Source organism: uncultured Veillonella sp., from assembly GCF_900545795.1.
Classification (GTDB): Bacteria; Bacillota; Negativicutes; order Veillonellales; family Veillonellaceae; genus Veillonella_A.
Map to the genome: position 1 here is coordinate 1 of NZ_URAR01000008.1, position 24,288 is coordinate 24,288.

The 24,288-nt window shown below is 40.1% G+C and carries 16 protein-coding genes, 1 tRNA gene, 2 rRNA genes and 1 pseudogene; 16 read left to right on the top strand and 4 right to left on the bottom strand.

Annotated elements, in window-relative coordinates:
- Both QZR90_RS05065 and rrf read left to right on the top strand, forming a co-directional pair.
- Positions 1 to 408, top strand: a 23S ribosomal RNA gene (locus QZR90_RS05065); the annotation flags it as partial.
- A gap of 132 nt (positions 409 to 540) precedes the next feature.
- A 5S ribosomal RNA gene (gene rrf, locus QZR90_RS05070) occupies positions 541 to 657 on the top strand.
- Between the two features lie 640 nt (positions 658 to 1,297).
- Here rrf and QZR90_RS05075 read toward each other — a convergent pair.
- The 3 genes from QZR90_RS05075 to QZR90_RS05085 all read right to left on the bottom strand — a co-directional run bounded on the left by QZR90_RS05075 (position 1,298) and on the right by QZR90_RS05085 (position 3,097).
- Positions 1,298 to 2,119 carry a YgcG family protein gene (locus QZR90_RS05075; protein WP_295789484.1) on the bottom strand — a complete coding sequence of 274 codons (822 nt, stop codon included), beginning with the start codon at positions 2,117 to 2,119 and terminating at the stop codon, positions 1,298 to 1,300.
- A 28-nt stretch (positions 2,120 to 2,147) separates the two neighbouring features.
- Complete coding sequence (locus tag QZR90_RS05080) at positions 2,148 to 2,702, bottom strand: LemA family protein (RefSeq protein WP_295789486.1); 555 nt, start codon at positions 2,700 to 2,702, stop codon at positions 2,148 to 2,150.
- Positions 2,703 to 3,012: 310 nt separating this feature from the next.
- Positions 3,013 to 3,097: transfer RNA gene (locus QZR90_RS05085), tRNA-Leu, on the bottom strand.
- Between the two features lie 233 nt (positions 3,098 to 3,330).
- Here QZR90_RS05085 and QZR90_RS05090 point away from each other — a divergent pair.
- The 4 genes and pseudogenes from QZR90_RS05090 to QZR90_RS05100 all read left to right on the top strand — a co-directional run bounded on the left by QZR90_RS05090 (position 3,331) and on the right by QZR90_RS05100 (position 11,427).
- A complete protein-coding gene (locus QZR90_RS05090) occupies positions 3,331 to 4,464 on the top strand; it encodes a DUF2827 family protein (RefSeq protein ID WP_295789488.1) in 1,134 nt (377 codons plus the stop codon).
- A gap of 630 nt (positions 4,465 to 5,094) precedes the next feature.
- Positions 5,095 to 5,928, top strand: a complete 834-nt coding sequence (locus QZR90_RS05095) for an ESPR-type extended signal peptide-containing protein (RefSeq protein WP_295789491.1) — start codon at positions 5,095 to 5,097, stop codon at positions 5,926 to 5,928.
- Between the two features lie 18 nt (positions 5,929 to 5,946).
- Positions 5,947 to 6,156, top strand: a pseudogene (locus tag QZR90_RS09395) (hypothetical protein); the annotation flags it as partial.
- 168 nt (positions 6,157 to 6,324) lie between these two features.
- Complete coding sequence (locus QZR90_RS05100; RefSeq protein WP_366208659.1) at positions 6,325 to 11,427, top strand: YadA-like family protein; 5,103 nt, start codon at positions 6,325 to 6,327, stop codon at positions 11,425 to 11,427.
- Between the two features lie 201 nt (positions 11,428 to 11,628).
- Here QZR90_RS05100 and QZR90_RS05105 read toward each other — a convergent pair whose 3' ends face one another.
- Complete coding sequence (locus tag QZR90_RS05105) at positions 11,629 to 11,871, bottom strand: hypothetical protein (protein ID WP_295789494.1); 243 nt, start codon at positions 11,869 to 11,871, stop codon at positions 11,629 to 11,631.
- A 320-nt stretch (positions 11,872 to 12,191) separates the two neighbouring features.
- On the opposite strand from QZR90_RS05105, the gene mfd reads away from it, so the two are divergent.
- From mfd to QZR90_RS05155, 10 genes are all read left to right on the top strand, one after another.
- Positions 12,192 to 15,596 carry a transcription-repair coupling factor gene (mfd, locus tag QZR90_RS05110; protein ID WP_295789496.1) on the top strand — a complete coding sequence of 1,135 codons (3,405 nt, stop codon included), beginning with the start codon at positions 12,192 to 12,194 and terminating at the stop codon, positions 15,594 to 15,596.
- 10 nt (positions 15,597 to 15,606) lie between these two features.
- Positions 15,607 to 17,202: a polysaccharide biosynthesis protein gene (locus tag QZR90_RS05115; protein ID WP_295789498.1), complete on the top strand. Its 1,596-nt coding sequence runs from the start codon at positions 15,607 to 15,609 to the stop codon at positions 17,200 to 17,202.
- Positions 17,203 to 17,241: 39 nt separating this feature from the next.
- The gene (mazG, locus tag QZR90_RS05120) at positions 17,242 to 18,033 is read left to right on the top strand and encodes a nucleoside triphosphate pyrophosphohydrolase (protein WP_295789500.1); all 792 of its coding nucleotides are present in this window, start codon (positions 17,242 to 17,244) and stop codon (positions 18,031 to 18,033) included.
- Between the two features lie 62 nt (positions 18,034 to 18,095).
- Positions 18,096 to 18,407 carry an HU family DNA-binding protein gene (locus tag QZR90_RS05125; RefSeq protein ID WP_295789503.1) on the top strand — a complete coding sequence of 104 codons (312 nt, stop codon included), beginning with the start codon at positions 18,096 to 18,098 and terminating at the stop codon, positions 18,405 to 18,407.
- A gap of 171 nt (positions 18,408 to 18,578) precedes the next feature.
- Positions 18,579 to 19,712: an MGDG synthase family glycosyltransferase gene (locus QZR90_RS05130; protein ID WP_295789505.1), complete on the top strand. Its 1,134-nt coding sequence runs from the start codon at positions 18,579 to 18,581 to the stop codon at positions 19,710 to 19,712.
- Between the two features lie 86 nt (positions 19,713 to 19,798).
- Positions 19,799 to 20,128, top strand: a complete 330-nt coding sequence (locus QZR90_RS05135; protein WP_295789507.1) for a hypothetical protein — start codon at positions 19,799 to 19,801, stop codon at positions 20,126 to 20,128.
- Between the two features lie 115 nt (positions 20,129 to 20,243).
- A complete protein-coding gene (locus QZR90_RS05140; RefSeq protein ID WP_295789509.1) occupies positions 20,244 to 20,819 on the top strand; it encodes a DsbA family protein in 576 nt (191 codons plus the stop codon).
- Positions 20,820 to 20,822: 3 nt separating this feature from the next.
- Positions 20,823 to 22,802: an ABC-F family ATP-binding cassette domain-containing protein gene (locus QZR90_RS05145; protein WP_295789511.1), complete on the top strand. Its 1,980-nt coding sequence runs from the start codon at positions 20,823 to 20,825 to the stop codon at positions 22,800 to 22,802.
- A gap of 407 nt (positions 22,803 to 23,209) precedes the next feature.
- On the top strand, positions 23,210 to 23,392 hold the full coding sequence (locus QZR90_RS05150) for a hypothetical protein (protein ID WP_295789513.1): 183 nt from the start codon (positions 23,210 to 23,212) through the stop codon (positions 23,390 to 23,392).
- Positions 23,393 to 23,635: 243 nt separating this feature from the next.
- Positions 23,636 to 24,139 (top strand): DnaA ATPase domain-containing protein, encoded by a 504-nt coding sequence (locus QZR90_RS05155; protein ID WP_295789515.1) that lies wholly within the window; start codon positions 23,636 to 23,638, stop codon positions 24,137 to 24,139.
- Positions 24,140 to 24,288: the final 149 nt, after the last annotated feature.

Below are 24,288 nucleotides of genomic sequence, written 5' to 3' on the forward strand. Positions count from 1 at the left end.
TTGGCACCTCGATGTCGGCTCATCACATCCTGGGGCTGAAGTAGGTCCCAAGGGTTCGGCTGTTCGCCGATTAAAGTGGTACGTGAGCTGGGTTCAGAACGTCGTGAGACAGTTCGGTCCCTATCCATCGCGGGCGCAAGAAACTTGAAGGGGGCTGCTCCTAGTACGAGAGGACCGGAGTGGACGAACCGCTGGTGTACCAATTATCCTGCCAAGGGTACAGTTGGGTAGCTACGTTCGGGACGGATAAACGCTGAAAGCATCTAAGCGTGAAACCAGCCTTGAGATGAGGTTTCTCATAACAAAAGTTAGTAAGATCCCATGTAGACGACATGGTTGATAGGCCAGGTGTGGAAGAGCCGTGAGGTTTGGAGCTGACTGGTACTAATAGATCGAGGGCTTTACTTAATAAAGTCCGTTAGTGAAAACTAACAGAACAAACTGAAAGCAACTTACTTGAAACAAAGAATTGCTAATGTGCAACAAACAATTAAAACATCTACACTTCTATGTGGTTTTCAGAGTACAAGCTCTGACGAATTCAGTGGCGATAGCTACGAGGCTCCACCTGTTCCCATCTCGAACACAGTAGTTAAGCTCGTAAACGCCGAAAGTACTTGGCTGGAAGCGGCCTGGGAGGATAGGAAGTCGCTGATTGACTAAAAGAAAAAGGTCATACCAAATGGTATGGCCTTTTTCTTTTATATATATGATACTTCGTATTGCACCAAGCTAGCTTCCAGCCAACATGGCAAAAGTATCTCTATGGACTAGGCACAATAGAAGCGGCGTGGTAAGCAGGGCACATGATTTAAAGGAGTGCAACGACGCTTAAATCATAGTGCATCGCTTAGTTCGGGACGTACGATTCTTCGAAGAAGAATAGACAGCATCCGAACAGGACGTATTTAAAATATACTAAGGCGCGGTAGCGACGAATAAATTAGAGTGAATCGCGTAGTTCGGGGCGTACGATTCTTCGGAGAAGAATAGCCAGCATCCGAACAGGAAGTCGCAAAGTAACCACCTACTTGCCGATTCCGGGCAAGGAAGTAGGCTTATCTCTATGTTCTAGGAACAATAGAAGCGGCGTTGGGATAAATAGTGAGGCTCATTTGAAGGAGCGATAGCGACAAATAAGAAAGTTTTCTAGTTTATTATGTGAATTTTTCTCTATTTAAAAAGCTTATATAGCGGTGATAAATAAAAAAGCCAGGCTTCAAATATTATGAAGCTTGGCTTTTTATTATTATAATGAATTGGGGGATGTGTGTTTTTGTTCAGCCATATAAGGTACTTACCAACCTCTACCAGCGCCACCGCCGCCGCCAGAGCCACCACCAAATCCGCCTCCGCCACGGCCTCCAAATCCACCGCCTCCGCGTCCTGATCCACCACCGCGACCAAATGATACGCGAGTGAGGATGAAGCGCGTTATAGCGCCGCTAAAGAAGAAAAAGTCTATAATGAGGAAGAGGATAATACCTCCGCCTATATACATGACTTCTTCGTCACTTAACTCATCTGAAGAAGTAGTCTGGCGTGGAACTGAATTGGCTAAATCTTTCTGATTCTTTATGTCTGGATATATTATACTAGTGGTTTGCCATACTGTATTGACTATGCCTTCACCATATTGTCCTTGACGAAAGCTAGGCAGTGCGTAGGTATCTAAAATTTGCCCAATTTTAGCATCATTTAAAACGCCTTCTAAGCCATAACCTACAGTGAGAAATACTTTCTTGTCTTCAATGGCTACGGCCAGGACGAAACCATCATCTTTGCCACTATGGCCTACACCCCACGTACGGAGTACATTTAAGGCATAGTCTGATGGAGCTACATCGCCGAATGTAGGAACGATAACCACTGCAAGCTGTCCTTTCCCAGATTTATTTAACTCTGTAGCAATGGCGTTAATATTTTGCTTTTCCTGGGAAGATAAGATTTGTGCCTGATCGACCACATATTGACCAGCAGGTGGCTTTGTTGGAATAGCTGCAAAGGATATAGAATGCAATGTGAGTAAGAGCATAAAGACGAGGCTGAGAAGGTGCCATACGCCCTTAGAAGGCATTCTTTGGCTTGTTCTACTACATCTACTATATAATTGAGTCATGCTCATCTCCTGCGTTAATTATTACAAATTAAAAGGATACTTTAGGTGCTGTTTGTGCATTGTCATCTGCTTGGAAATATGCTTTTTGATCAAACCCAAACATGCCAGCGTAAATAGAAGTAGGGAAGGTGCGAATTTTAGAATTATAGGCACGCACAGCTCCATTATAATCTTTACGAGCTACGGCAATACGATTTTCAGTACCTGCTAATTCATCTTGTAAAGCGCGGAAATTTTGGTCTGCTTTTAAATCAGGATAGTTTTCAGTAATCATAAGTAAACGACTTAAAGCATTAGATAATTCGCCATCAGCTTTAGACATATCCTCTACAGTTTGAGCACCACCTAGCTTAGCTCGTGCATCAGATACGGCTTGAATGGCAGCTTGCTCGTGAGACGCGTAACCCTTTACAGTACTCACTAGATTAGGAATTAAATCGCTTCGTCTCTGTAATTGAGTTTGTACTTGAGCTAGCTGATTATTAGTAGTCTCATCGAGTTGAACCAATCCATTATAACCGCTGACTAGCCAAATCGCTAAGCCAGCAACAACTGCAATAACAATTAACCATGTTTTTTTCATTTGAATCCTCCTAAATAACACAATATGTTTGAACTTATTCTATTTTATTCGATGAATATAATTATATTATACTATAAAATGGGGAGCCGTGAAGAATATATAGTTAACTTAGATGAGGAGTGAAGCTCTATAGCTTAATTATAAATGAGAATACACCGTAAAAAACTTCATTAAAAATTTTTACCTGTTGTCAAAATGTTGTTAAGGTGCACCAGATAAAATGTTGTCACGCCTAAAAATGTTATGAGCAAAAAAATATAGCCTAGCGAAAAACCGCTAGGCTATTAGTGTTTTGTCCGTAAAATAAAAATGGTGCGGGAGAAGGGACTTGAACCCCCACGCCCGAAGGCGCCAGATCCTAAGTCTGGTGCGTCTGCCAATTCCGCCACTCCCGCAACAACATAGTTATAATATCATACTGAACGGATTGAGTCAATACTAATTTTGTAAATTGTAGCAATTAATTTATTGTGTTAGAATTTGATTATATAGATTAAAATAAAATGAATATTTGTAAAAGAAAGAGCAAGTTAATATCTTGATAATATTGGCATATAAAATAGATTGTATCTTTATGTATTCTATAAGAATTTTTTGGTAGAAGGAATTAAGAGAGGTGGCAGTGTACGTGAAAAAGAAGATAAATATTGGGATTAGCTTTTTTTGGGGAGAATCCTATCAGCATATTTGGTCAAATGGGGCCGGTCAAAATATGTTCTTTTTAAAAGACTGTTTAGAGCAAATTGATTTCGTTAATGAAGTCTATTTTGTATATTGGGGCAATAAATTAGATAATTTGCCAGACCAGTTTAAAGAATTTAATGTTTCCTATTATGAAGTGAACGAAGTATTAGATAAGACTGATGTGTTAATTGAAGGGACTTTGGCTGTAGAGCCTGGGTTAGAGCAAGCGTTTAGAGCACATAATACTAAGATTGTATCCTATCGTATGGGCAATGATTTTATTATGGATATGGAAAAGTTTGTTCATGCGCAGACTAATGGCCGTGCTTTTAATGGCACGCGCTATGATGCAGTTTGGATTACGCCTCATTTGATGAAGACGAATAAACCCTATGTTGAAATTATCACAGGCGCTCCTGTCTCTGAAGTGCCACATTTGTGGGATCCTTTATTTATTGATAAGAAGGTGGAGGAGCTGGGCTTAAAACGTATATTTGGTTATAAACCTGTTCATCCTGTAAAGCGTCGTATAGCTGTTATGGAGCCTAATATTTCTGTTCTTAAGAACTGTATGACGCCTGTCCTCATTGTAGAAGAAACGTATAAGCGCAATAAAGAATTATTAGACCATGTGTATCTTTGTGGCACTATAGATAAAAAGGATGTGCATGTATTTTTTAACTTTATAGGATTTACTGAATTGGTGCGTCAAAATATTATGACAGTAGAAGCACGCTTTATGACGCCAGAATTTTTAGGAAAATATGCAGATATTGTTTTGGCATTCCAATGGGAATGTGGTTTGAACTATCTCTACTATGAAGCTCTATATGGTGGGTATCCATTAGTTCATAATTCAGAATATTTGAAAAAAGAAAATGTTGGTTACTATTATGACCAATTTGATGCATATGCTGGAGCTGATGCTTTAATGAATGCTATATACGCGTATGATAGAGAACGGGCGCATCACAATAAACACAATGAAGCATATTTAAAAACACTCTCTCCATTTAATTCGCAAAATATTGCAAGACATCAGTACTTATTGGAATCATTATTTTCGACTGAAGAGTAGTGTGGACCTTTTTGTAGACTTAGTTAGTATGCTAATTATGCAATTCGTTAAAGTAAATATTAAAAAAATTAACTAAAGTTATCAGAATTTATTAAAAGACTATAGCTTGGAAATGTAGATGGTATCTACAGGACTGAGACTATAGTCTTTTTTTGCACCGGTTTTTAGGTTTAATTTACATATATAAAAGTGATGAAATGATGATGAATAAGCATAAATGAATCTCTTGTATTTATTTTATGTGATATGTTATGATTTTTCTGTAATGTACTAATATAGGGATATTTTGCCTTGTTATCGTATTTTGTTTAAAATTATCTTTTAAAAACTTGTGATTTTAAAATGAAATATATATATTACGTGTAATGATTATATATTTTTATATAAATCTAAAGTGAATGAAGGGATACTCTTAGTCAATATAGGGTAATAGGGTGGAATAACTCCACAAAGTAATTGAATTGATGTAAATATGTTTTGGTATTTTGAGTGCTTGAGTGAAAAGTGCTTGCTTAAGGGACAGCTTAGAAATGCAATACATGGAATACAAAGTACGTATGAGACGTGACTTTAAAGCGGCATTAATAGGCTGTTTCATTAAGTGATGACACGAAGAAGGGATGGAATTGTGTGAATAAAATCTATAAGATTATTTGGAGTCGCACTAAAAATTGTTATGTAGTTGCCTCTGAGTTAGCTAAGGGCCATACAAAAGCAACAAGTACAGGTAAAGTTAAGGAAGGTAAATTATCCTCGGCTATTGGTCTTGCGATGGTGAATTCTTTAATTATACCGACTATTTTATTTGGTACGGCCTTTTTAGGTGGTGTAGGTTCTGTAGATGCAGTTGGAGCTATAGATACTAATCAAAAAGGTATAGCTATCAAAGTTGCTGGTACATCAAGTGCTACTACAACAGGTGGCTATTCAGATATTGCGATTGGATCTGGAGCTACGGCTGCAACAGCAGCTCCTCCAGCATCGGGTGGTGGTAATGGTACAGTAGCAATCGGTTATACTGCAGGTGCTACTGGAGCACAGGCGACAGCTATAGGTTATGAGGCGAAGGCATCTGGCACTTCATCAGAAGCTATTGGTCAAAATGCTAGCGCGGAGGGTGTTGATGCGATTGCTATTGGTCGAGCGGCTAGTACGGCTGCAGTGCAAGGCATTGTGTTAGGCGCTGATACAAAAGCTACTGGAACAGGTGCTGTGGCAGTCGGTGCTGGTAGCGTAGCTGGAACTAAAAATACTGATTATAATGGGGTTGCTATAGGTGGCTCGGCTGCAGGTACAATAAATATTGAAAATAAGAACTATGACTATACTATTAAAACTACCACAGGTGGTGGCTCGTTTGCTACTGCACTTGGTGTAGGGGCGACAGCGAATGGGCAAAGCTCATTATCTATTGGTTCAGGCTATGTAGCGCCAAATAGTGAAAATGGTTATACAGCGCCTTGAGTAACTAATGCTACTGGTTACAATGCAGTGGCCATTGGTACTGGAGCTACAGCGGATGGCACACATAATCTAGCTATTGGTATTGGTAGTGAGGCACAGACTACAAGTGATACAAAGTTTGATGGTAAAACTTTGTTTAGTGATGGTACTGCTGTAAAAAGTCACTATGCTACAGCAGTGGGTCCTTATGCAAAATCAAATGGACAATACACTATAGCTGTAGGCTATAAAGCGAGTGCCAATGAAATGGCAGCTGTAGCGATTGGTCGTAACACCGAAGCAAGTGGCTTCCAAAGTATAGCCATCGGTGGTGGCGAGCAAAATATGCATGGCACGACGCAGAAAACTATAGCCTCTGGACGTGGTGCTACAGCACTTGGTACAGGCGCACAGAGTATGAGCCGTGGTACGATTGCCATCGGTGCTGGTTATTTAGATTTTGATGATACAAGCAAAGTACGTGTAGCACAAGCTAGTGGTCAAGGGGCTGTTTCCATTGGCACTAGTTCCTATACGAGCGGCTTTGGTAATACTGCATTAGGCTTATATAGCTTTGCTGGTAATACTGACACATCTGTAAAAGACTCTGATGGTAAAATTGGCGATGTAGAAGCAGATGCAGCTAAATATAAGCGATTTGCTACAGCTGTTGGTAGTTATACAACTGCTACTGAAACTGGAACTTTTGCTGGTGGTTATAGATCCAATGCAAGTGCAGAATATGCAACTGCTATTGGTACAAAAGCTACGGCGTCAGGTAAAAATAGTGTATCGATTGGTTTATCTACAGTAGCATCAAAGGATGATGCCGTAGCCATAGGGAGCCAGGCGGCTGCTAGTGAATCTAGTAGTGTTGCATTAGGGAGTCTTGCTAATGCTTCAGCTAACTCGGCAGTAGCTATAGGTAAGCGTGCTCAAGCACAATCTCTCAGATCTATTGCAGTGGGGGTTAGTGCCTCTACCACTGGTGAGGATTCATTAGCGCTTGGTTCTAATGCGCAGGCAAGTAAGAATCGTGCCATTGCTTTGGGGGCTGTAGCTCAAGCAACCGGTGAATCGGCGATTAGTATTGGGGATACGTCGACTGCATCAAATAAATATTCTGTTGCTTTAGGCCTTTTAGCAAAAGCTACTAATGAATTTAGTGTAGCCTTGGGGTCGCATTCAGTGACAGCGGATCCACAGGAGACAAGAAGTTATACAGTTGATGGTAAAACGTATAATTTTGCTGGAAGTCCTTTTGGAACTGTTAGTATAGGTGGTCCAAATAGTGATGGAAATACATATTATAGGACAATCACCAATGTAGCAGCGGGGCGAATTAGCGAAACCTCTACTGATGCTATTAATGGTTCTCAATTATTTGCAGCAATGGAAGCAATTGAATCGACGGCTAACATTGCGAAAACTAATGTGAGTGCAGCTCAAGCTAGCAAGGTAGCAGCTGGTAAGAATGTGACTGTAACAAGCACAGCAGCTACAGCTACGGCACCATTGACTTATACCGTTAATGCTGATGCAGCTAAAGTGGCAGGCGAAGGTTCAGTTTCGGTTGTGTCTTCTGCAAAAGATGCTGACGGTGTAACTACATATACAGTAAAATTATCTGATACTGCACAAACAGCCATTACTAATTCAGGCAATGCTGCTAATAAAGATTTAAGCAATATCACTCCAGCAGGCCAAAGCACAGTAAAAGCATTGGCTAATGATGCTGTTAAAGTAGAAAAAGCAGAGGGCAGTGGCATTACTGTTCAAGCTGATTCTACAACAAAGCCAGGCACTACTACATATAAAGTTGGCTTAGATGCTGATACTCAAGCACAATTAGCAAAAGCTAGTTTTGAAGAAACAGTAACGCAAGGATCTAATGTGACTGTTAAGAAAACAGATTCCACAGCAACAAAAGGTGCCGAGTATACAGTATCACTTAACAACAACTTAAACCTTGGTAATGCAGCTAAAGCAGCAAGTACGAAAGTAGCGGCTGGTAATAACACAGCTGTAACTAGTACGGCTGATGGCGCAACTGGTGCTGTTACGTATACAGTCAATGCTGATGCAGCTAAAGTGGCAGGCGAAGGTTCAGTTTCTGTTGTGTCTTCTGCAAAAGATGCTGATGGTGTAACTACGTATACAGTAAAATTAGCTGAAGATGCTCAAACAGCGATTAACAATGCTGGCAATGCAGCGAATAAAGATTTAAGCAATATTACTCCAGCAGGCCAGAGCACAGTAAAAGCACTGGCTAATGATGCTGTTAAAGTAGCCAAAGCAGAAAACAGTGGCATTACTGTTGAGGCTGATTCCAGTACAGTACAAGGTACAACGACTTACAAAGTTGGTTTAGATGCTGATACTAAAGAAAAACTAGCAAAAGCGAGCTTAGAAGAATCAGTAGCAGCAGGTGCTAATATTTCTGTTACTAAAAAAGAGGCGACTGAGATAGCTGGTGCCGAGTATACAGTATCACTTAATAATACTTTAAATCTTGGTAATGCAGGATCTGTAACTATTGGCGATACTAAAGTAGAAGCTGGTGGTTTAACTATCACTGATGGTCCATCTGTAACTAAAGAGGGTGGCATTAATGCTGGTGGTAAGGCTATTACTAATGTAGCAGCTGGTACAAATGCAGGTGATGCAGTAAATTATGGTCAATTAACGTCTACGAAAGCTGATTTAGAAAAAGCTATTTCTGATGTTAAGACAGTAGTGTCCGCAGGTAAAACTGTAGTAGCTGATGGTATTAATACAGCAGTTACAACTGAACCATCTGAAAGTACAGGTGTTACTACTTATAAAGTAAATGCAGATAAAACAACTGTAAGTACACCAACTGCTGCTGAAGGGGCCACAGCATATCTAACGGTAACAGCAAGTGCAAGTACAGCTGAAAATCGTACTACAGATTATGCTATTGATTTATCTGAAAGTGCTAAGGCATCTCTTGCTAATGCAGATAATGCAGCCAATAAAGATTTAGGCAACTTATCTGATGCTGGTACTAACAAGATCAAAGAAGTAGCACAAACGGCTGTTAAAGTAGAAAAAGCAGAAAACAGTGGTATTACTGTACAAGCTGACTCTACAACAGTGCCAGGCACTACTACTTATAAAGTTGGTTTAGATGCTGCTACTCAAGCACAATTAGAAAAAGCTGGTTTAGAAGAATCAGTAACAGCAGGCTCTAATGTGACTGTTACGAAAACAGAGGCTACAGCAGAAGCTGGTACAGATTACAAAGTATCCCTTAACAATAACTTAGACCTTGGTACTACAGGTTCTGTACAATTTGGTCCAAGTGCTGAAGGGGCTACACCAAGTAAGTTAGATGCGTCTGGATTAACTCTATCTGGTGGCAACAAGCTTACCAATGATGGTTTAACTGTAGGTGGTACTACTATTACCAATGCTGATGGCGTAACAACGAATAAAGTATCTGTAACTGGTGGTCCGACCATTTCCAATACAGGTATTGCTATGGGGGCTGGTCAGAAGATTACTGGTCTTGCTGCTGGTAGTGAAGATGCCGATGCAGTTAACTACAAACAGTTAAAAGACTTGACTGGACGTGTAGATACATTAACTCAAAATAGTACTTTAGGATCATTAGGCTTCCGAGGCGATAAAGCTGGTGAAGGTGCTACAAGCGACACCTTAACACGCAATAATGGTGCTGTTGTTGATATCGTTGGTGGCAGTGGTGATAAGGCATTAAGTGATGGTAATATTGGGGTTGTAGTAGAAAATGACAAGCTCAATGTGAAATTAGCTAATGACATTACACTAGATAAAGGCAGCGTTACAACTACTGATGATAAGGGCAATACTACCGTTGTTAAAGGCGATAGCATTTCCTCTTCTAATAGCACTATAGGACAAGGTACAACTTTGACTTCTACAGGCGTTACAGCGAGCGATGAAAAAGCTGGTACCACTACTAACATGACATCTGGTGGTTTGACTGCTTCTAAAGCAGACGGTCCTACAACTTCTGTAACTAATACTGGTATTACAATTACGCCAGCTAATCCAAGTGATGGCTCTGCAGTACCAGCAGAAAAGGTTGTAACATTAACCGATGCTGGCTTAAATAATGGCGGCAATAGAATTACTAATATTGCAGCTGGTAAAGACGCTGGCGATGCTGTCAACATGGGTCAAGTAGAAGGCTTGATTAAAGGATCCATTGATAAAGCAGGTTTAGCTACCACTGATGAGCTTAATAAAGCAAAAGCAAGTGGCTTAAACTTTGTCGGCAATGACGGTCAAGTGATTCATAAAGACCTTGGTGCTACACTTTCCGTTGTAGGTGATTACAATGCTGCTGATACTCAACTTGTATCTGGCAATGTGGGCGTAGTAAACCAAGATGGCAAATTAGTTGTTCAAACAGCTAAAGATATTAATCTTACAGAAGCTGGTAGTATCTCTGTTGGTGGTATGACTATTAGTAATGAAGGCATTAATAATGGTGGTCGCGCGGTTACTATGAATGATGGCTTCGCTGTTGAAGGGGCTTTAGTAGTTCGTCCTGAAACCGTGGATGCTAATGGCAATACATATGCACCTATCATTGATGCACAGGGCAACCAAATTACCTCTGTAGCTCCTGGCTATATTGGTGAAGGGTCTACTGATGCAGTGAATGGTGGTCAGTTGTACGAAACTAACAAAGCGGTTAACGCTATTGGCGGTTCTGTAGCTAAATTAGGAAACCGTATTAATCGTGTAGGTGCTGCATCAGCTGCACTGGCGGCATTACATCCATTAGATTTCAATCCAGATGATAAATGGGATTTTGCAGCAGGCTACGGTAACTACCGTGGTGCAAATGCAGCGGCTGTAGGTGCTTACTATCGCCCTAATGAAGACACTATGTTTAGCGTAGGCGGTACCTTTGGCGGTGGCGAAAATATGGTTAATGCTGGTGTAAGCTTTAAGTTAGGTCAAAGCAGTGGCGTTAATAACTCTAAAGTAGCCTTGGCTAAAGATGTACAGGCACTCAAAGAAATTGTTAAAGCACAAAGCGAACAAATTCAAGCACAAAGTGCAGAAATTGAACAGCTTAAACGCGGTGGTAATATGGGTGTGGCTGTACCTAGTGCAGGCACTGAAGCAAACTTCTCTGATTTACCTCAAAACCATTGGGCATATAGCTATGTGAAATCTTTAGCTGATAAAGGTTTATTAACAGGTTATCCTGATGGAGAATTTAAAGGTGATCGCACATTAACTCGTTATGAATTTGCAGCGGCTTTATACCGTGCAATTCAAAATGGGGCTCCTATGGATCGTGATATGCTTAAAGGCATTCAAGAGTTTAACTCTGAAATTACCTTATTAAGCAATTTAGACCATAGTCGTGTAGATCGTGTATCAGGCGAAGATGGAGATCGTCATAAAGTAGAACGTGTACGCATTAACAATGAAGATGATAAAGTTAATGAAGTATTCCGTGATGTTTATGGTGGTAAAATCCAAAAAGAACAATAATTTAAATAGATTATTGTAAAAAAGACCCCCTAATGTTAGAGTAATCTAGCATTAGGGGGTTTTTAATTTGCATATAATATTTAAAGTGTAAATAAATCTAAAGTGTAAATAAATCTAAAGTGTAGACAAATTGTTAATAGCCAGTAACTACAGCTGTAGTTACTGGCTATTTTATAATTGGTTATTCTAAAGATGATATTCTTATTTAAAGAATTTACCTGCCATATCAGAAAGCCCACCCATAAGACCTTGAGCCGCTTCTGTATCGCCAAAAGCATTAGTTAAGCTTTCTACTAGTGTAGTAAGTTGAGCTTGGTCGAGATTTTTAATATCTTCAATGCTCTTTACATCAAGGCTTTCAATATTATTTACAACATTTAAAAATTTTTCTTCATCTACTTTAAAATAAGAGCTTGCCATTTCTACTAATTTTTCTTTAATCATAATGACCTCCATAAAAAATAATCTAAATATAGTGTCTTAGCTTTACTCAATTTAAGCATTGGTGCAAGTAGTTTAGCACTAGTGAAAATCTAACAAACACCTAACCTTAGAGTAAACCCTAATCCTAAACTTAGAGTAAAATAAAATTAGAGTAAACAAATTAGAGTAAACTAAGATGTATATATTATATCATGACAGTAGGAGATATTGCATGCTTCTAGGGAGTATGGTACACTTAATTCATACGTACATCGGGGCTTTGGCATTGCTAAAGCCCGTTTTGTCGTTCCCTAAGCTTGGTAAGAAAAATGGAGTTATTCATGGAATCATTACAAGATTTGTTATATAAATATCCTGCCTATGAAGAAGCAGAGCAGGTCTTTGAGACGAAGGGCAAACATATTGTATATGGCCTGGGCGGTTCTCAAAAATCGTTTATTTTTAGTCAGGCTCTACGGCGCATTGGGGCAAAGCCGACGATCATTATAGTGCACGATAAAGAGCATAAGGAGCGCTGGGAGCGTGATTTAGCTTTTTTATTGCCTCAAGTAGAGGTTGTGCCCTTTCCCATTACAGAAAAGGTAGCCTTTATAACAGCGGCACGCAGTTTAGAAAATCAAGCGCTTCAGATGGGGGCGTTAGGTAAATTACTTACTGGCAAGCCAGTGGTAGTGGTAGCCACAATTGAAGAGGCGACACAATATATTGTAAGTCCTGAAGTTCTTAAAGAATACATTATTAACTTTGACTTACATGCCGAAGTAAATCGTGAGATTTTATTAGAAAAATTAGTAGCTAGCGGCTATGAACGAACAGACCAGGTGGAACAACGTGGTCATTTTAGTGTGCGCGGCGATATTTTAGATATTTTCCCTGTCAACAGTGACAATCCTTATCGTATTGAATTCTTTGATGATGAAATTGACACAATACGTATTTTCTCGCGCGATACACAGCGTTCTATTGAAGTCGTGGAGGACTGTACGATTATGCCATTTAATATTCATGGCGACAATCAAATTAGCAGTGCCGAAAATAATGACGTTAATGAAACGGATTCGCTTCTTTCCTATGCCCATAAGGGGATTATCATCTATGATGAGCCAAACCGCCTACAAGAGGCTTTAAAGGGCTTTTTAAAGGAAGATGCAACGCATCGTGCGCAGCATATGACCTGGTCTGAGCTACTTAATACAGCAGAGGCGCATAGCGAAGTCGGTTTTAACTTCTTACAACAGCGCATTGCCTCTTTTGGCACAAGTCATACGGTAGGCCTTCAAGGCAAGTCGATGATATCCTTCGAACGGCAAATTCCCCTTTTAACTGATGAGATTAAAGCTTGGCAAGAACGTGGGCGACAGATTATTTTAGTCATGAATAATCGCCAGCGCTGTGAAGGCATTGAACGGGCCTTAACTGAGGCACATATAGACTATGTAAAGGGCTCTGAGCTAGCTTTAACACCTCAGCAGGTATTAATTGTAGAGGGCTTATTAACGGATGGCTTTGAATTGCCTCATTGTGATCTCGTTGTAGTAACTGAAGGTAATATTTTTGGACAGCAAAAGAAAAAGCTGCGTAAAAAAGCACCTAAAGGGCAGGAAATTACCTATTTTAGTGATTTAACTGTAGGCGATTATGTAGTTCATTCCATCCATGGTATTGGTAAGTATGTAGGCTTGAAGACGATTGAAACAGAAGGCATTCATAAGGATTATATTGAAATTGCGTATGCCGGGACTGATCGTCTATACTTGCCGGCTGATAATTTAGATCAATTGCAAAAGTATATTGGCAATGAAGGCGATGTACCTAAGATTCATAAAATGGGCGGCCGTGAATGGGGCAAGGTACGCCAGAAAGCACAGAAGTCTATTGATGATTTAGCTGAAAAGTTAGTACAACTTTATGCGGAACGCGAAGTTGTGCAGGGGTACGCTTTTTTACCAGACCAACCGTGGCAACAAGAGTTTGAGGAAGCCTTTCCCTATGAGGAGACGGAGGATCAATTACAAGCCACTCGTGAAATCAAAGAGTCCATGGAAAAACCAACTCCTATGGACCGTTTGCTTTGCGGTGATGTAGGTTTTGGTAAAACAGAAGTGGCTATGCGCGCTATTTTTAAGGCGGTAATGAGTGGCAAACAAGTGGCTGTCTTAGTGCCTACAACTGTACTGGCACAGCAACATTATCAAACTTTCTTAGACCGCATAGGCTCCTTTGGGGTGCGCGTGGACGTACTCAATCGTTTCCGCAGTGCTAAGGAAAAGAAGGAGATTATTAAGCGCGCCAGTGAAGGCGAATTAGACGTATTAATTGGTACCCACGCGTTATTAAATAAAAAAGTACAATTTAAAAATTTAGGCCTCTTAGTTGTAGACGAAGAGCAGCGCTTTGGGGTAGCACAAAAGGAAAAATGGAAGAGTTGGGCCAATTCTATCGATGTGCTTACCTTGAGTGCTACACCGATTCCACGAACCTTGCATATGAGCTTGGTGGGCGTGCGTGAAATGAGTGTAATCAATACGCCACCAGAGGACCGTTTGCCAGTGCAAACCTATGTAGTAGAGTATGATATGAAGTTAATTGTAGATGCCATTCGCCGTGAAATTCAGCGCGGTGGCCAGGTTTATTTTGTTTATAATCGCGTGGCATCGATTACTCATATGGCTGAATTGTTGGAGCAAGCTATGCCTGATTTACGCTTTGCCATCGCTCATGGGCAAATGACAGGTACGCAGATGGAAAGCATTATGGTGGACTTCTATGAAGGGCAATATGATTTATTGCTCTGTACGAGCATTATCGAAACAGGTCTTGATATTCCTAATGCTAATACTATCATTGTGTATGATGCGGATCACTTAGGCCTGTCTCAACTCTATCAGATGCGTGGTCGCGTCGGCCGTTCACGTCGTCGCGCCTATGCGTATTTTATGTACCGTCCAGATAAAATGCTCAGTGAAACAGCAGAAAAGCGTTTAAAAGCGATTGAGGAATTTACTGAGTTAGGTGCAGGCTTTAAATTGGCCATGCGCGATTTAGAAATTCGCGGTGCAGGTAATTTACTAGGTTCTCAGCAGCATGGCAATATTGCATCAGTGGGCTTTGCTTTATATTGCTCGATGTTAGAAGAAGCGATTGCTAAAGCACAACATAAGGAAGTAAAACCAAAAGAACTAGCCTCTCCAAGCATTGATTTAGGGGTTGATGCCTTTATTGATGATGCGTATATTAAGGATAGTGCAAGAAAGATTCAGATTTACCAACGCTTATTACAAATTCATAGTTTAGGTGATTTGCGCGATTTTACAGATGAGTTAATTGACCGATTTGGTACACCTACAGAACCAGTCAATCGCTTGTTGCAATTGGCCATGTTAAAAGAAAAGGCCAGAGAAATTGGCATTAAGAGCATCGCTGTGCGCAATCATATGATTACGGTGGTGTGGGCTGATGATTCTAAAATGAGTGAATGGGATATGGCATCTGTGCCAGCTAAAGAATGGGACCGCATGAGAGTGCTGGATACGAAGCCAGCTAGTCTTACCTATCAATTAGGAGGCTTAACGGCACCGATTATGGTGATTTGCGACAATTTACTCAATGAATTGAGTAAGCGCGATACCGCTGGTAGCTCAGAGTCTATTGTGTTGAGTAAACCGTTACCCACTGCAGGTTCTAGTAGTGGGACAGGTCAGACGAGTGATAAAGTAGGTCATTAAGGAGGAACCGATGAATCGATTTTTAAAGGGTGCCATGATTTTAACGATAGCAGGTATTATCGTTAAAATTATTGGAGCTTTTAGCAAAGTGCTCATCGCCCGCATTCTAGGGGGCGAGGGCATTGGCCTCTATCAAATGGCCTACTTGTTGTACCAAATTATTGTCAGTTTAGCTACAGCCGGTTTACCAGTAGCTATTTCGATTATGATTGCTGATAAATTAGCGCATAAGGACATGCGCGGAGCTCATAAGATTTTTAAAGTATCTGGCTTAGTTTTGTTCCTATTGGGCTCATTTTTTAGCTTAGCTCTATTTCTCAGCATCCCCTGGCTTATTGAAGAACAATGGTTAGCGGATCCGCGCAGTAGTTATGCTTTGATGACCTTGACGCCAGCCATCATTGTAGTGACCTTGTTGGGCGCATTACGAGGCTATTTTCAAGGCTTTCAAGACATGTTGCCAACCGGTGTATCACAAGTAGTAGAGCAAACTTTGCGCGTTACTTGTATGGTAGGTTTTGCCCTTTTCTTGCTCCCTCATGGTCTTCCCATGGCAGCAGCCGGCGCCACATTAGCTACTTTTCCAGGCGTTACTGGGGGCTTATTAGTACTCGTCTATTTTTATTATCGACAACGCCATCTGAGAGCCTCTTTAGTAGCTCTTCAAGATGAGTCACAAATTAGTGAATCTGCTTGGCAGATTATGAAGCGTTTATTTGTGTTAGCTATTCCTGTATCTATGGCCAATATTATGATGCCCATCGTATCAGGGATTGACTTAAAAGTAGTGCCAGGGCGCCTTATTGAAGTAGGGTATACTATGCGTGAGGCAACCACTTTATTTGGTTATTTAACGGGGATGGCCACTTCATTAGTGAATTTGCCTATCATTTTGACGACCTCTTTGGCAGCCAGCTTGGTACCAGCTATTTCAGAGGCCTATGCGAAAAAGGATATGCAGGAGATTCAAAATCGCAGCCATGTAGCATTAAAGATAACTAGTTTGATTACAGTCCCTGCCTTTGTAGGCCTTTGCGTGTTGGCGACGCCTATTTCTGATATGCTATACGCTACGCCTAATGCAGGGGGTCCTATTGCGGTGATGAGCTTAAGCATTTTCTTGTTGGGCATGCAACAGGTGACAACAGGGATTTTACAAGGGTTAGGGCATACGTCTATACCGATGTTGAATCTACTGATTAGTACGATTATTAAAATTCCGCTTAGCTGGTATCTTACTGGTCTTCCCGAATGGGGCATTAATGGTGCGGCTTGGTCTACGAATATTGACTTTGGCTTAGCTGCCTTATTGAATATGATTTTTGTAAAACGCTATATTCAGTATTCCATACCATGGGTAGAGACGATTAAAATATTCTTCTCTGCACTGGCCATGGGTGGTGCGACTGTGGTGACATATTATTTCTTAAGCTCCTTAACAGGCAATGCAGTAGGTGTTTTAGGCTCTATTATTATCGCTGTTATCGTGTATAGTGCAGGTCTTCTCATAACTAAGACCATAAAAGCCGATGAATGGGCTTCTATGCCTATTATAGGAAAGCGGATGGCGGCCTTACGAGCGAAGAAAGAACTAGATGATGAGTAAAGTTTAAATGAATGATAAATTGTTATAGAAGGTGAAAGAATGGATAAAAAAGACTTTGCGTCTTTAGAGCCGCTTCGCAAGGTAGTGGCCGCATTGCGCGATCCTCAGGACGGCTGCCCTTGGGACTTAATGCAAACCCATAGTAGCTTGCGACGGTATTTACTTGAAGAAGTATATGAAGTATTAGACGCCATTGATAATAAAGATGCCAATAATTTGCGTGAAGAATTAGGCGATGTATTATTACAAATTGTGTTTCATGCTCAGCTGGCTGAAGAAAATGGATTATTTTCTCTGCAAGATGTAATTGATGATATATCTAACAAAATGATTCGTCGTCATCCCCATGTGTTTGGCAAAGATAAAGAACAGGCTACATTGTCCTGGGATGAGCTTAAAGGGCAGGAAAAGGGCCATCAAAGGGATAGTATCCTAGACTCTGTGTCTCAGGGCTTACCGGCCTTATTAGGGGCTCAGAAACTACAAGAGAAAGCTGCTAAGGTAGGTTTTGACTGGGATACAGAGCCACCAGTTTGGGCAAAGTTTCAAGAAGAAATTGATGAATTTAAGGCCGCTGTAGGTGAAAAAGACAAAGAAAATATGGAATTAGAGGCCGGAGATGTACTTTTCTCCTTGATTAATCTTTTAAGATGGTATAAAATAGGCGGTGAAAATGCACTAAACCGCACTAACAACAAGTTTAGACGTCGCTTTTTATATGTTGAAAAATGTGTAAAAGAGAGTGGGAAGTCTTGGGACGATTTTTCACTGGATGAACTAGACGCGTTTTGGGACGCGGCGAAGGTGTTAGAAAAAGAGCATTCATTGTAATGGGGCATTGTGTCACATTGTATCTGAATGAAATACATTCTATTTTTTAAGGAGGTTCTGTCATGAATAAAACAGAATTAATCACAGTTGTTGCACAAAAAACTGAACTTAGTAAGAAAGACGCTGAAAAAGCAGTAAAAGCTGTATTTGAAACCGTTGCTGATGAATTAGCAAAAGGCGAAAAAGTACAAGTAATTGGCTTTGGTACTTTCGAAGTTCGCGAACGTGCAGCTCGTGAAGGCCGCAATCCATTATCTGGCGAAGTTATTAAGATTGCTGCTTCCAAATCCCCTGCTTTCAAAGCTGGTAAACAATTAAAAGAATTAGTTAACGCAGCTAAAAAAGAAGCAAAAGTTAAGCCTCGTAAAAAATAATTACGATGTGGCATTAAAAGAGACCATTAGGTATATGCAGACTTGACTTGCTCAAGTCTGGCCTAAGCGGTCTCTTTTTTCTTTTACAATAAACTAAAGTATCCTTTACTAAAGGGCACTAAAATTCCCTAGAAAATATGTTATAATACTCTCTAGGGAAGGAGACAGTGAATGGACGATCAAAAGCAAGAACGCATACTTATCGTATCCGCTTCGATTGGCACAGGCCATACGCAAGCAGCGCGAGCTATCGAAGAGTACTGGGCAGAAAAAAATCCACAAGCTCATATTACTCATGTCGATTTTTTAGATACAGATACCTTTTCTTTTGATAATTTATTAAAAGAAACTTACATAAAGATGATTGACGTATTTCCTATGCTATATGATGTAATATATCGTCTATCGCAAGGAGATCGCAAAGGCAGTGCTGTGCAGACCGCACTGGCATGGATGCTCAAACGGCGCATGTTAAAATTAATCAAACGGGAGCAGCCAGATGTAGTAATTTTCACTCATCCATTTCCCTGTGGAGCCGCTTGTATTTTAAAGCGTCAAAATTTAATTGACGTCCCTCTAGTGGCCGTGATTACTGATTTTGAAGTGCATCAATTTTGGGTGTATAAGCAAATTGATGCGTATTTTGTAGGCCATGAACGAATGGTGCAAGAGCTTTGTGAGGCAGGCATTTCAGCTCATAAAATAACTGTTACGGGGATTCCTGTACGACGCAGTTTTTTTGCACCTCGTGAAACAGCCTATGATACGAATGGCCTTGTAACGGTCCTCATTATGGGCGGCGGTTTAGGTTTAGGCTGCTTAGAAACGGCATTACGCCGTTTAGATGAAGTGAAAGGCATTGATCAACTCATTGTTGTAACAGGCCGCAATTCTGATTTATATGAAGGCTTAGTAGCTATGCAAAAGCATATGCATAAGCCTACTACTATTTATGGATATACCTTAGATATTGCTAAATTGATGCAGGACGCCACGTTACTCGTCACTAAGCCAGGTGGCTTAACCTGTATGGAGGCGATTACTGTAGGCCTTCCTATGGTGTTTTTCAGCGCTATTCCAGGACAGGAAGAGAGCAATGCAGCATTTTTAGAAAAACAAGGCTATGCTCGTTGGGCACGAGACATTCACAATTTAGAAGATGTAGTGACTGCACTCCTTAATAATCCAGAGCGCCTTCATAAGATGGCAGAGCTTGAAGCGCAGTGGAAGATTGATGGTGCTAGCAATATTGTAGTGGCAGCTCAAGAGCTCTTAACGCGTGAGAAGCCAAAGGAGCTTAAGTAATACCTAAGGAGTATTTGCATTACTTGAGATTTTTTTGTAAAATAAATGTAATTTAAGTATAAATAGTGTATAAGAGGAGGATTCATATGGACAGTGACACGTTAGAGTCATTTTATGAAAATTTAGGGTTTGAGCTAGTTGAAATTGATGATCGCGATACTTTGTTTTATCAAATTAGTGATGATGGTGAATATGCGACCATTACCGATGATAATGGCAATGTTCCAGGCAGTTTAGAAGAGCCAATTATTTTTACCCTTTATGATGAAAATGATTCATTTCAGTGGAGTGTAACTATTGAAGACTCTCATTATTTTGGCGAATTATTTACGCGCGTAGAAGATACTGACGAATTACTGTCCCATTTACAGGGCATTCGACAAGAAAATATTGCTCGTTACGATGAAGAAGTGTAAGGGGCTCAGGTAAGTGTATAAGAAAAGTCCACCTTTCCTAAGGCGGACTTTTTTTGACAATTAATCTCTTATCGCAGTGATAGTTGTTTTTAGTGATTAGAAAGGATGAATTTGTATGAGAAAGATTCGCGTATATTTTGATTTTTGTTGCCCTTATTGCTACAATGAGCACGAATTTTTAAAAGTTATTAAGAAAGAAACTAAGGAGCCTATTGAAGTTGAATATTTCAGTTGGGAAATTCATCCTGATACTGCATTGGAAGGCATTGATTTTAATCTAAGCGATCCTTATGAGCATCAAAAGAAACTCAATGATCTTGGCAAGCCAGTAGGGGCTACACCAGGGGATATGTTTAAGATTTACAATACTAAAAAGTCCTTGCAAATTTTAGAAGAAGCTATTAAACAAGGTGTTCAAGAAGCATATGTAGATCTTGTATTTCACGCTTATTTCGTAGAGCAAGTAAATATTGCTGATGATGCGGTTATTTTAAAGATTGCAGAAAAAGCAGGCGTTAACGGTGCTAAAGAAGTATTGGCTGAAGGTCGTTATTTAGATACGATTTTAGCCCATGATGATCACTGCATGAAGTTAGGCTTAGAATATGTGCCTACGATTGAAGAAGATGGCAAAATTATCTTAACTGGCGCCTTAACCTTTGATGATATGAAAAAGGAATTTTTGAAATAATCCATGAATATATTAACTTTACAAGATGTAGGCCATTCATATGGAACACGTCGTTTATTTGATGGCGCTAATATGACTTTTACAGATTCCAAGCGCATTGGTTTAATCGGTGTGAATGGAACGGGCAAGTCAAGCTTTTTGAAGCTCTTAGCGGGGCTTCAAGAGCCTGAGAAGGGCAGTATTTTACGCAATGGCAAAGCGTCTATTTATTATTTGCCTCAAGCGCCTGAATTCGATGAAGAGGCGTCTATTTTAGAGAATATTTTTTTAGCTCATCATCCTGTATTAGGTTTAGTTCGCCAATATGAAAAAGTGGCTAAAGAAGCACCTGGTAGTGAGGCTCACTTACGCCTTTTACAGCGCATGGATACAGATGGCGGCTGGGATGTAGAGCAACAGGGACAGACAATCTTGTCTAAACTCGGTTTTACTGATTTAACGCGGCCTGTTAAGCTCTTGTCTGGCGGACAGCGTCGTCGCCTCGCGTTGGGGCAGGCCCTCTTATATCCATCAGACCTATTGCTCTTAGATGAGCCTACCAATCATTTGGATGAGGCGAGCATTGATTGGCTAGAGAAATATTTGCTAGCTCGCAAAGGCGGTTTAGTAATTAGTACACATGACCGCTATTTTCTTGATGCCTTAAGTGATGAAATTTTAGAATTATCTAATCATCATTTTTATACTTATGAAGGTAATTATGAGAAGTTTTTAGCGCTAAAGGCAGACCGTGAAGAGCGTGAAGCAGCGTCGGCAGAGAAGCGGCGTCAATTTCTAAAGCGCGAGCTCGCATGGGTTCGCCGTGGCGCACAAGCACGCTCTACTAAGCAAAAGGCTCGTTTGCAGCGCTTTGAGAACTTAAAGAAACAAGACGTAGCTCGTCGCGCCGATACGATGGATCCTATAGCCTTAAAGAGTCGCTTAGGTAAAACTGTATTTGATATTGAAAACTTACATTTTGCCTTCGATGATCGAGTGATTGTGAAGGATTTTACATATCACATGGGGCGTCATGACCGCATCGGCATTGTAGGGCCTAATGGGATTGGTAAATCTTCTTTTATGGGTTTACTCGATGGCACCTATACGCCTATGGAGGGAACAGTTGGTCGCGGAGAAACTGTGCGCATAGCACATTTTAAGCAGGAATTACCTGCTTTTGATGAGGACCAACGGGTATTAGATTATATTCGTGAAGACTATCGCTATATTGTGCTTGCTGATGGCAGTCATTTGAGCGCTGGTCAGGCCTTAGAACGCTTTTTATTTACCCCAGAGCTACATGGTGTGCCTATTCGCAAGCTGTCTGGCGGGGAGAAGCGTCGTCTATACCTTTTAAAATTGCTTATGAGCGCTCCTAATGTGCTTCTTTTAGATGAGCCGACTAATGACTTAGATATACCGACTTTAGAGGTCTTAGAAGACTTTTTAGACACTTTTAGCGGCGTTGTTATTACAGTATGCCATGATCGCTACTTTTTAGACCGCGTTGTGGATAAAGTATTTATTTTCACGGGGCAGGGCGAGATAGAAGTTATTCATGGAGCCTACTCCGAGTATAAAGAGGCTATTGAAGCTGGTCGTATTACGTTGCATTTGGGCGATTTAGAGGGCCCTGGCAAGAGTGGACGCCATGATCGTCAGTCTAGCAAGGTAGCAGAAAGCAATACTCGCACGGACACTGTAGAGGAAGGAAATCCAGCAGGGCATCCAGTAGCACATCCAGCAGAAAATCCAATAGAGAATTTAAAGCCACCTGTTTCAACATCTAAACCATTGACTAAGGCTGAACAAGATGAGCTAGTTCAGTTAGAATCAGAGATAGCTGAACTAGAGGGTTTATTAAAGGCTTATGATGCTATGTTAAATCAAGCTAGTGGCGATTACGAAGCCTTGCAAACAACCATGAAAGAACGAGCAGACATTGAAGCAAAATGGGAAGCAAAAACGGAGCGTTGGATGGAATTATCTGACCGTTTATAACTGTTTTATTCAAGATGTGCATAAAAATATAAGCCCATGAGGGCTTAGGTAGTAAAAGTCAATATTAGGTGAATTTTACTTAAATCTAGCAAATTAATAGGAAATTAAGAAATTTTTATAGCAGTTCGTAATTGGTCATATGACTTTTTACTTACTGCTATAATTTTTTCTACTTTACTGTAGTAAAATCTTTATAAAATCTTGATAGATTATGTTTAAAAACAAGATAAATGTTGCAAAATTTTGAAAAATAAAGTAATTATACAAAAAAATGCAATTTTATTGCCGATTCTAGAAATAAAAAGTTGAATTTGCCTATTTATATAGTATATACTGTAGTTAGACCAAAGTAAGTGATTTTGTTTTAGAAAGACAGAGGTACTCTTTTCCCAAGATGGAGGGATGTTATGAAAAATAACAAATGGGGAGGAAAGCGTGTGGGAGCCGGCCGTAAGAAATCATTATTTGATAGAAAAGGACGGACCTTTCGTTTGACTGATGCAGAATTCTTAGAAGTAAAACCTCTTATTGATGCAATTCGTAAGAGAACTGAAGCTGCCGCTTTAGCAGCCAAGGAAAAAAGTAAGTGAATGTTAATCTTACTTAAAGGGATTAACTTGTGGTACAATGAAGTCGATAGTCTGATTAGACTATCGACTTTTTCCATTTTATAATTACTCATAGGCTTCATGCGTACCGAGTTTGTAGGTCTAAGCACTTATATACATAGTAAGTGTTACGGCACCAATACTATGACAGTGTTAGCACGTTTATAGAACTGTAAAGAGTACTCATGTTAGCCGCTAAATAATGTATTATATAAGGAGTTTATTATGAGCACAAATAAAGATGATATGTTAGTATCTAAGGTTTCCTTGGAAGATAATGTAAAAGACGCGGTTATGGATGTATCAGGCCGTTTACGAGATATTGAGTATAATCCAATGATTCTTCATGGAAAAGCAGCTCATACAGCACAATTTTTGAAAGAATTAGCTACTTATGAAGCAGATTTCACCGCTAATTGGAACATCATGGAAATTACAGGGGAACAATTAGCTAAGGATTACACAGATAGTGTTACATATGGACATGTAGCTGATTTCATGGAGCGCTTTGTAAAATTAGATCGCATCATCGTTACGAACTTTGATTTCGTATTAGAATCAGCTGATGAATTAGAGCAGCGTGCTATTGTACGCATTATTCAAGGCCTTAAAGGGCAAATGCGCCAAGTAGTGCTTACTATTGAAGCAGAAGTACTAGCGTATGAGGCCAATATTATACCAGAGATGGTAACACTGTTGGCAAATGCTAGTGAAGTGGGCATAAAATAATATAGAAAGTAGATATAAAAAGTAGATATAAAACAATCTATAAATATGCATACGATTATATATTAGGTAAAAAATAATATACAATATAAAACAACTCCCTCAAAGTATTCTGAGGGAGTTGTTTTTGTATTAGGTGTGTAGAGTGTAAT

Excerpts from the sequence above, each read along its gene's own strand:
- QZR90_RS05075 (WP_295789484.1), bottom strand. The coding sequence starts at position 2,119 with ATGACTCAATTATATAGTAGATGTAGTAGAACAAGCCAAAGAATGCCT.
- QZR90_RS05080 (WP_295789486.1), bottom strand. The coding sequence starts at position 2,702 with ATGAAAAAAACATGGTTAATTGTTATTGCAGTTGTTGCTGGCTTAGCG.
- QZR90_RS05100 (WP_366208659.1), top strand. The coding sequence starts at position 6,325 with ATGAGCCGTGGTACGATTGCCATCGGTGCTGGTTATTTAGATTTTGAT.
- QZR90_RS05105 (WP_295789494.1), bottom strand. The coding sequence starts at position 11,871 with ATGATTAAAGAAAAATTAGTAGAAATGGCAAGCTCTTATTTTAAAGTA.
- mfd (WP_295789496.1), top strand. The coding sequence starts at position 12,192 with ATGGAATCATTACAAGATTTGTTATATAAATATCCTGCCTATGAAGAA.
- QZR90_RS05115 (WP_295789498.1), top strand. The coding sequence starts at position 15,607 with ATGAATCGATTTTTAAAGGGTGCCATGATTTTAACGATAGCAGGTATT.
- mazG (WP_295789500.1), top strand. The coding sequence starts at position 17,242 with ATGGATAAAAAAGACTTTGCGTCTTTAGAGCCGCTTCGCAAGGTAGTG.
- QZR90_RS05125 (WP_295789503.1), top strand. The coding sequence starts at position 18,096 with ATGAATAAAACAGAATTAATCACAGTTGTTGCACAAAAAACTGAACTT.
- QZR90_RS05130 (WP_295789505.1), top strand. The coding sequence starts at position 18,579 with ATGGACGATCAAAAGCAAGAACGCATACTTATCGTATCCGCTTCGATT.
- QZR90_RS05135 (WP_295789507.1), top strand. The coding sequence starts at position 19,799 with ATGGACAGTGACACGTTAGAGTCATTTTATGAAAATTTAGGGTTTGAG.
- QZR90_RS05140 (WP_295789509.1), top strand. The coding sequence starts at position 20,244 with ATGAGAAAGATTCGCGTATATTTTGATTTTTGTTGCCCTTATTGCTAC.
- QZR90_RS05145 (WP_295789511.1), top strand. The coding sequence starts at position 20,823 with ATGAATATATTAACTTTACAAGATGTAGGCCATTCATATGGAACACGT.
- QZR90_RS05150 (WP_295789513.1), top strand. The coding sequence starts at position 23,210 with ATGAAAAATAACAAATGGGGAGGAAAGCGTGTGGGAGCCGGCCGTAAG.
- QZR90_RS05155 (WP_295789515.1), top strand. The coding sequence starts at position 23,636 with ATGAGCACAAATAAAGATGATATGTTAGTATCTAAGGTTTCCTTGGAA.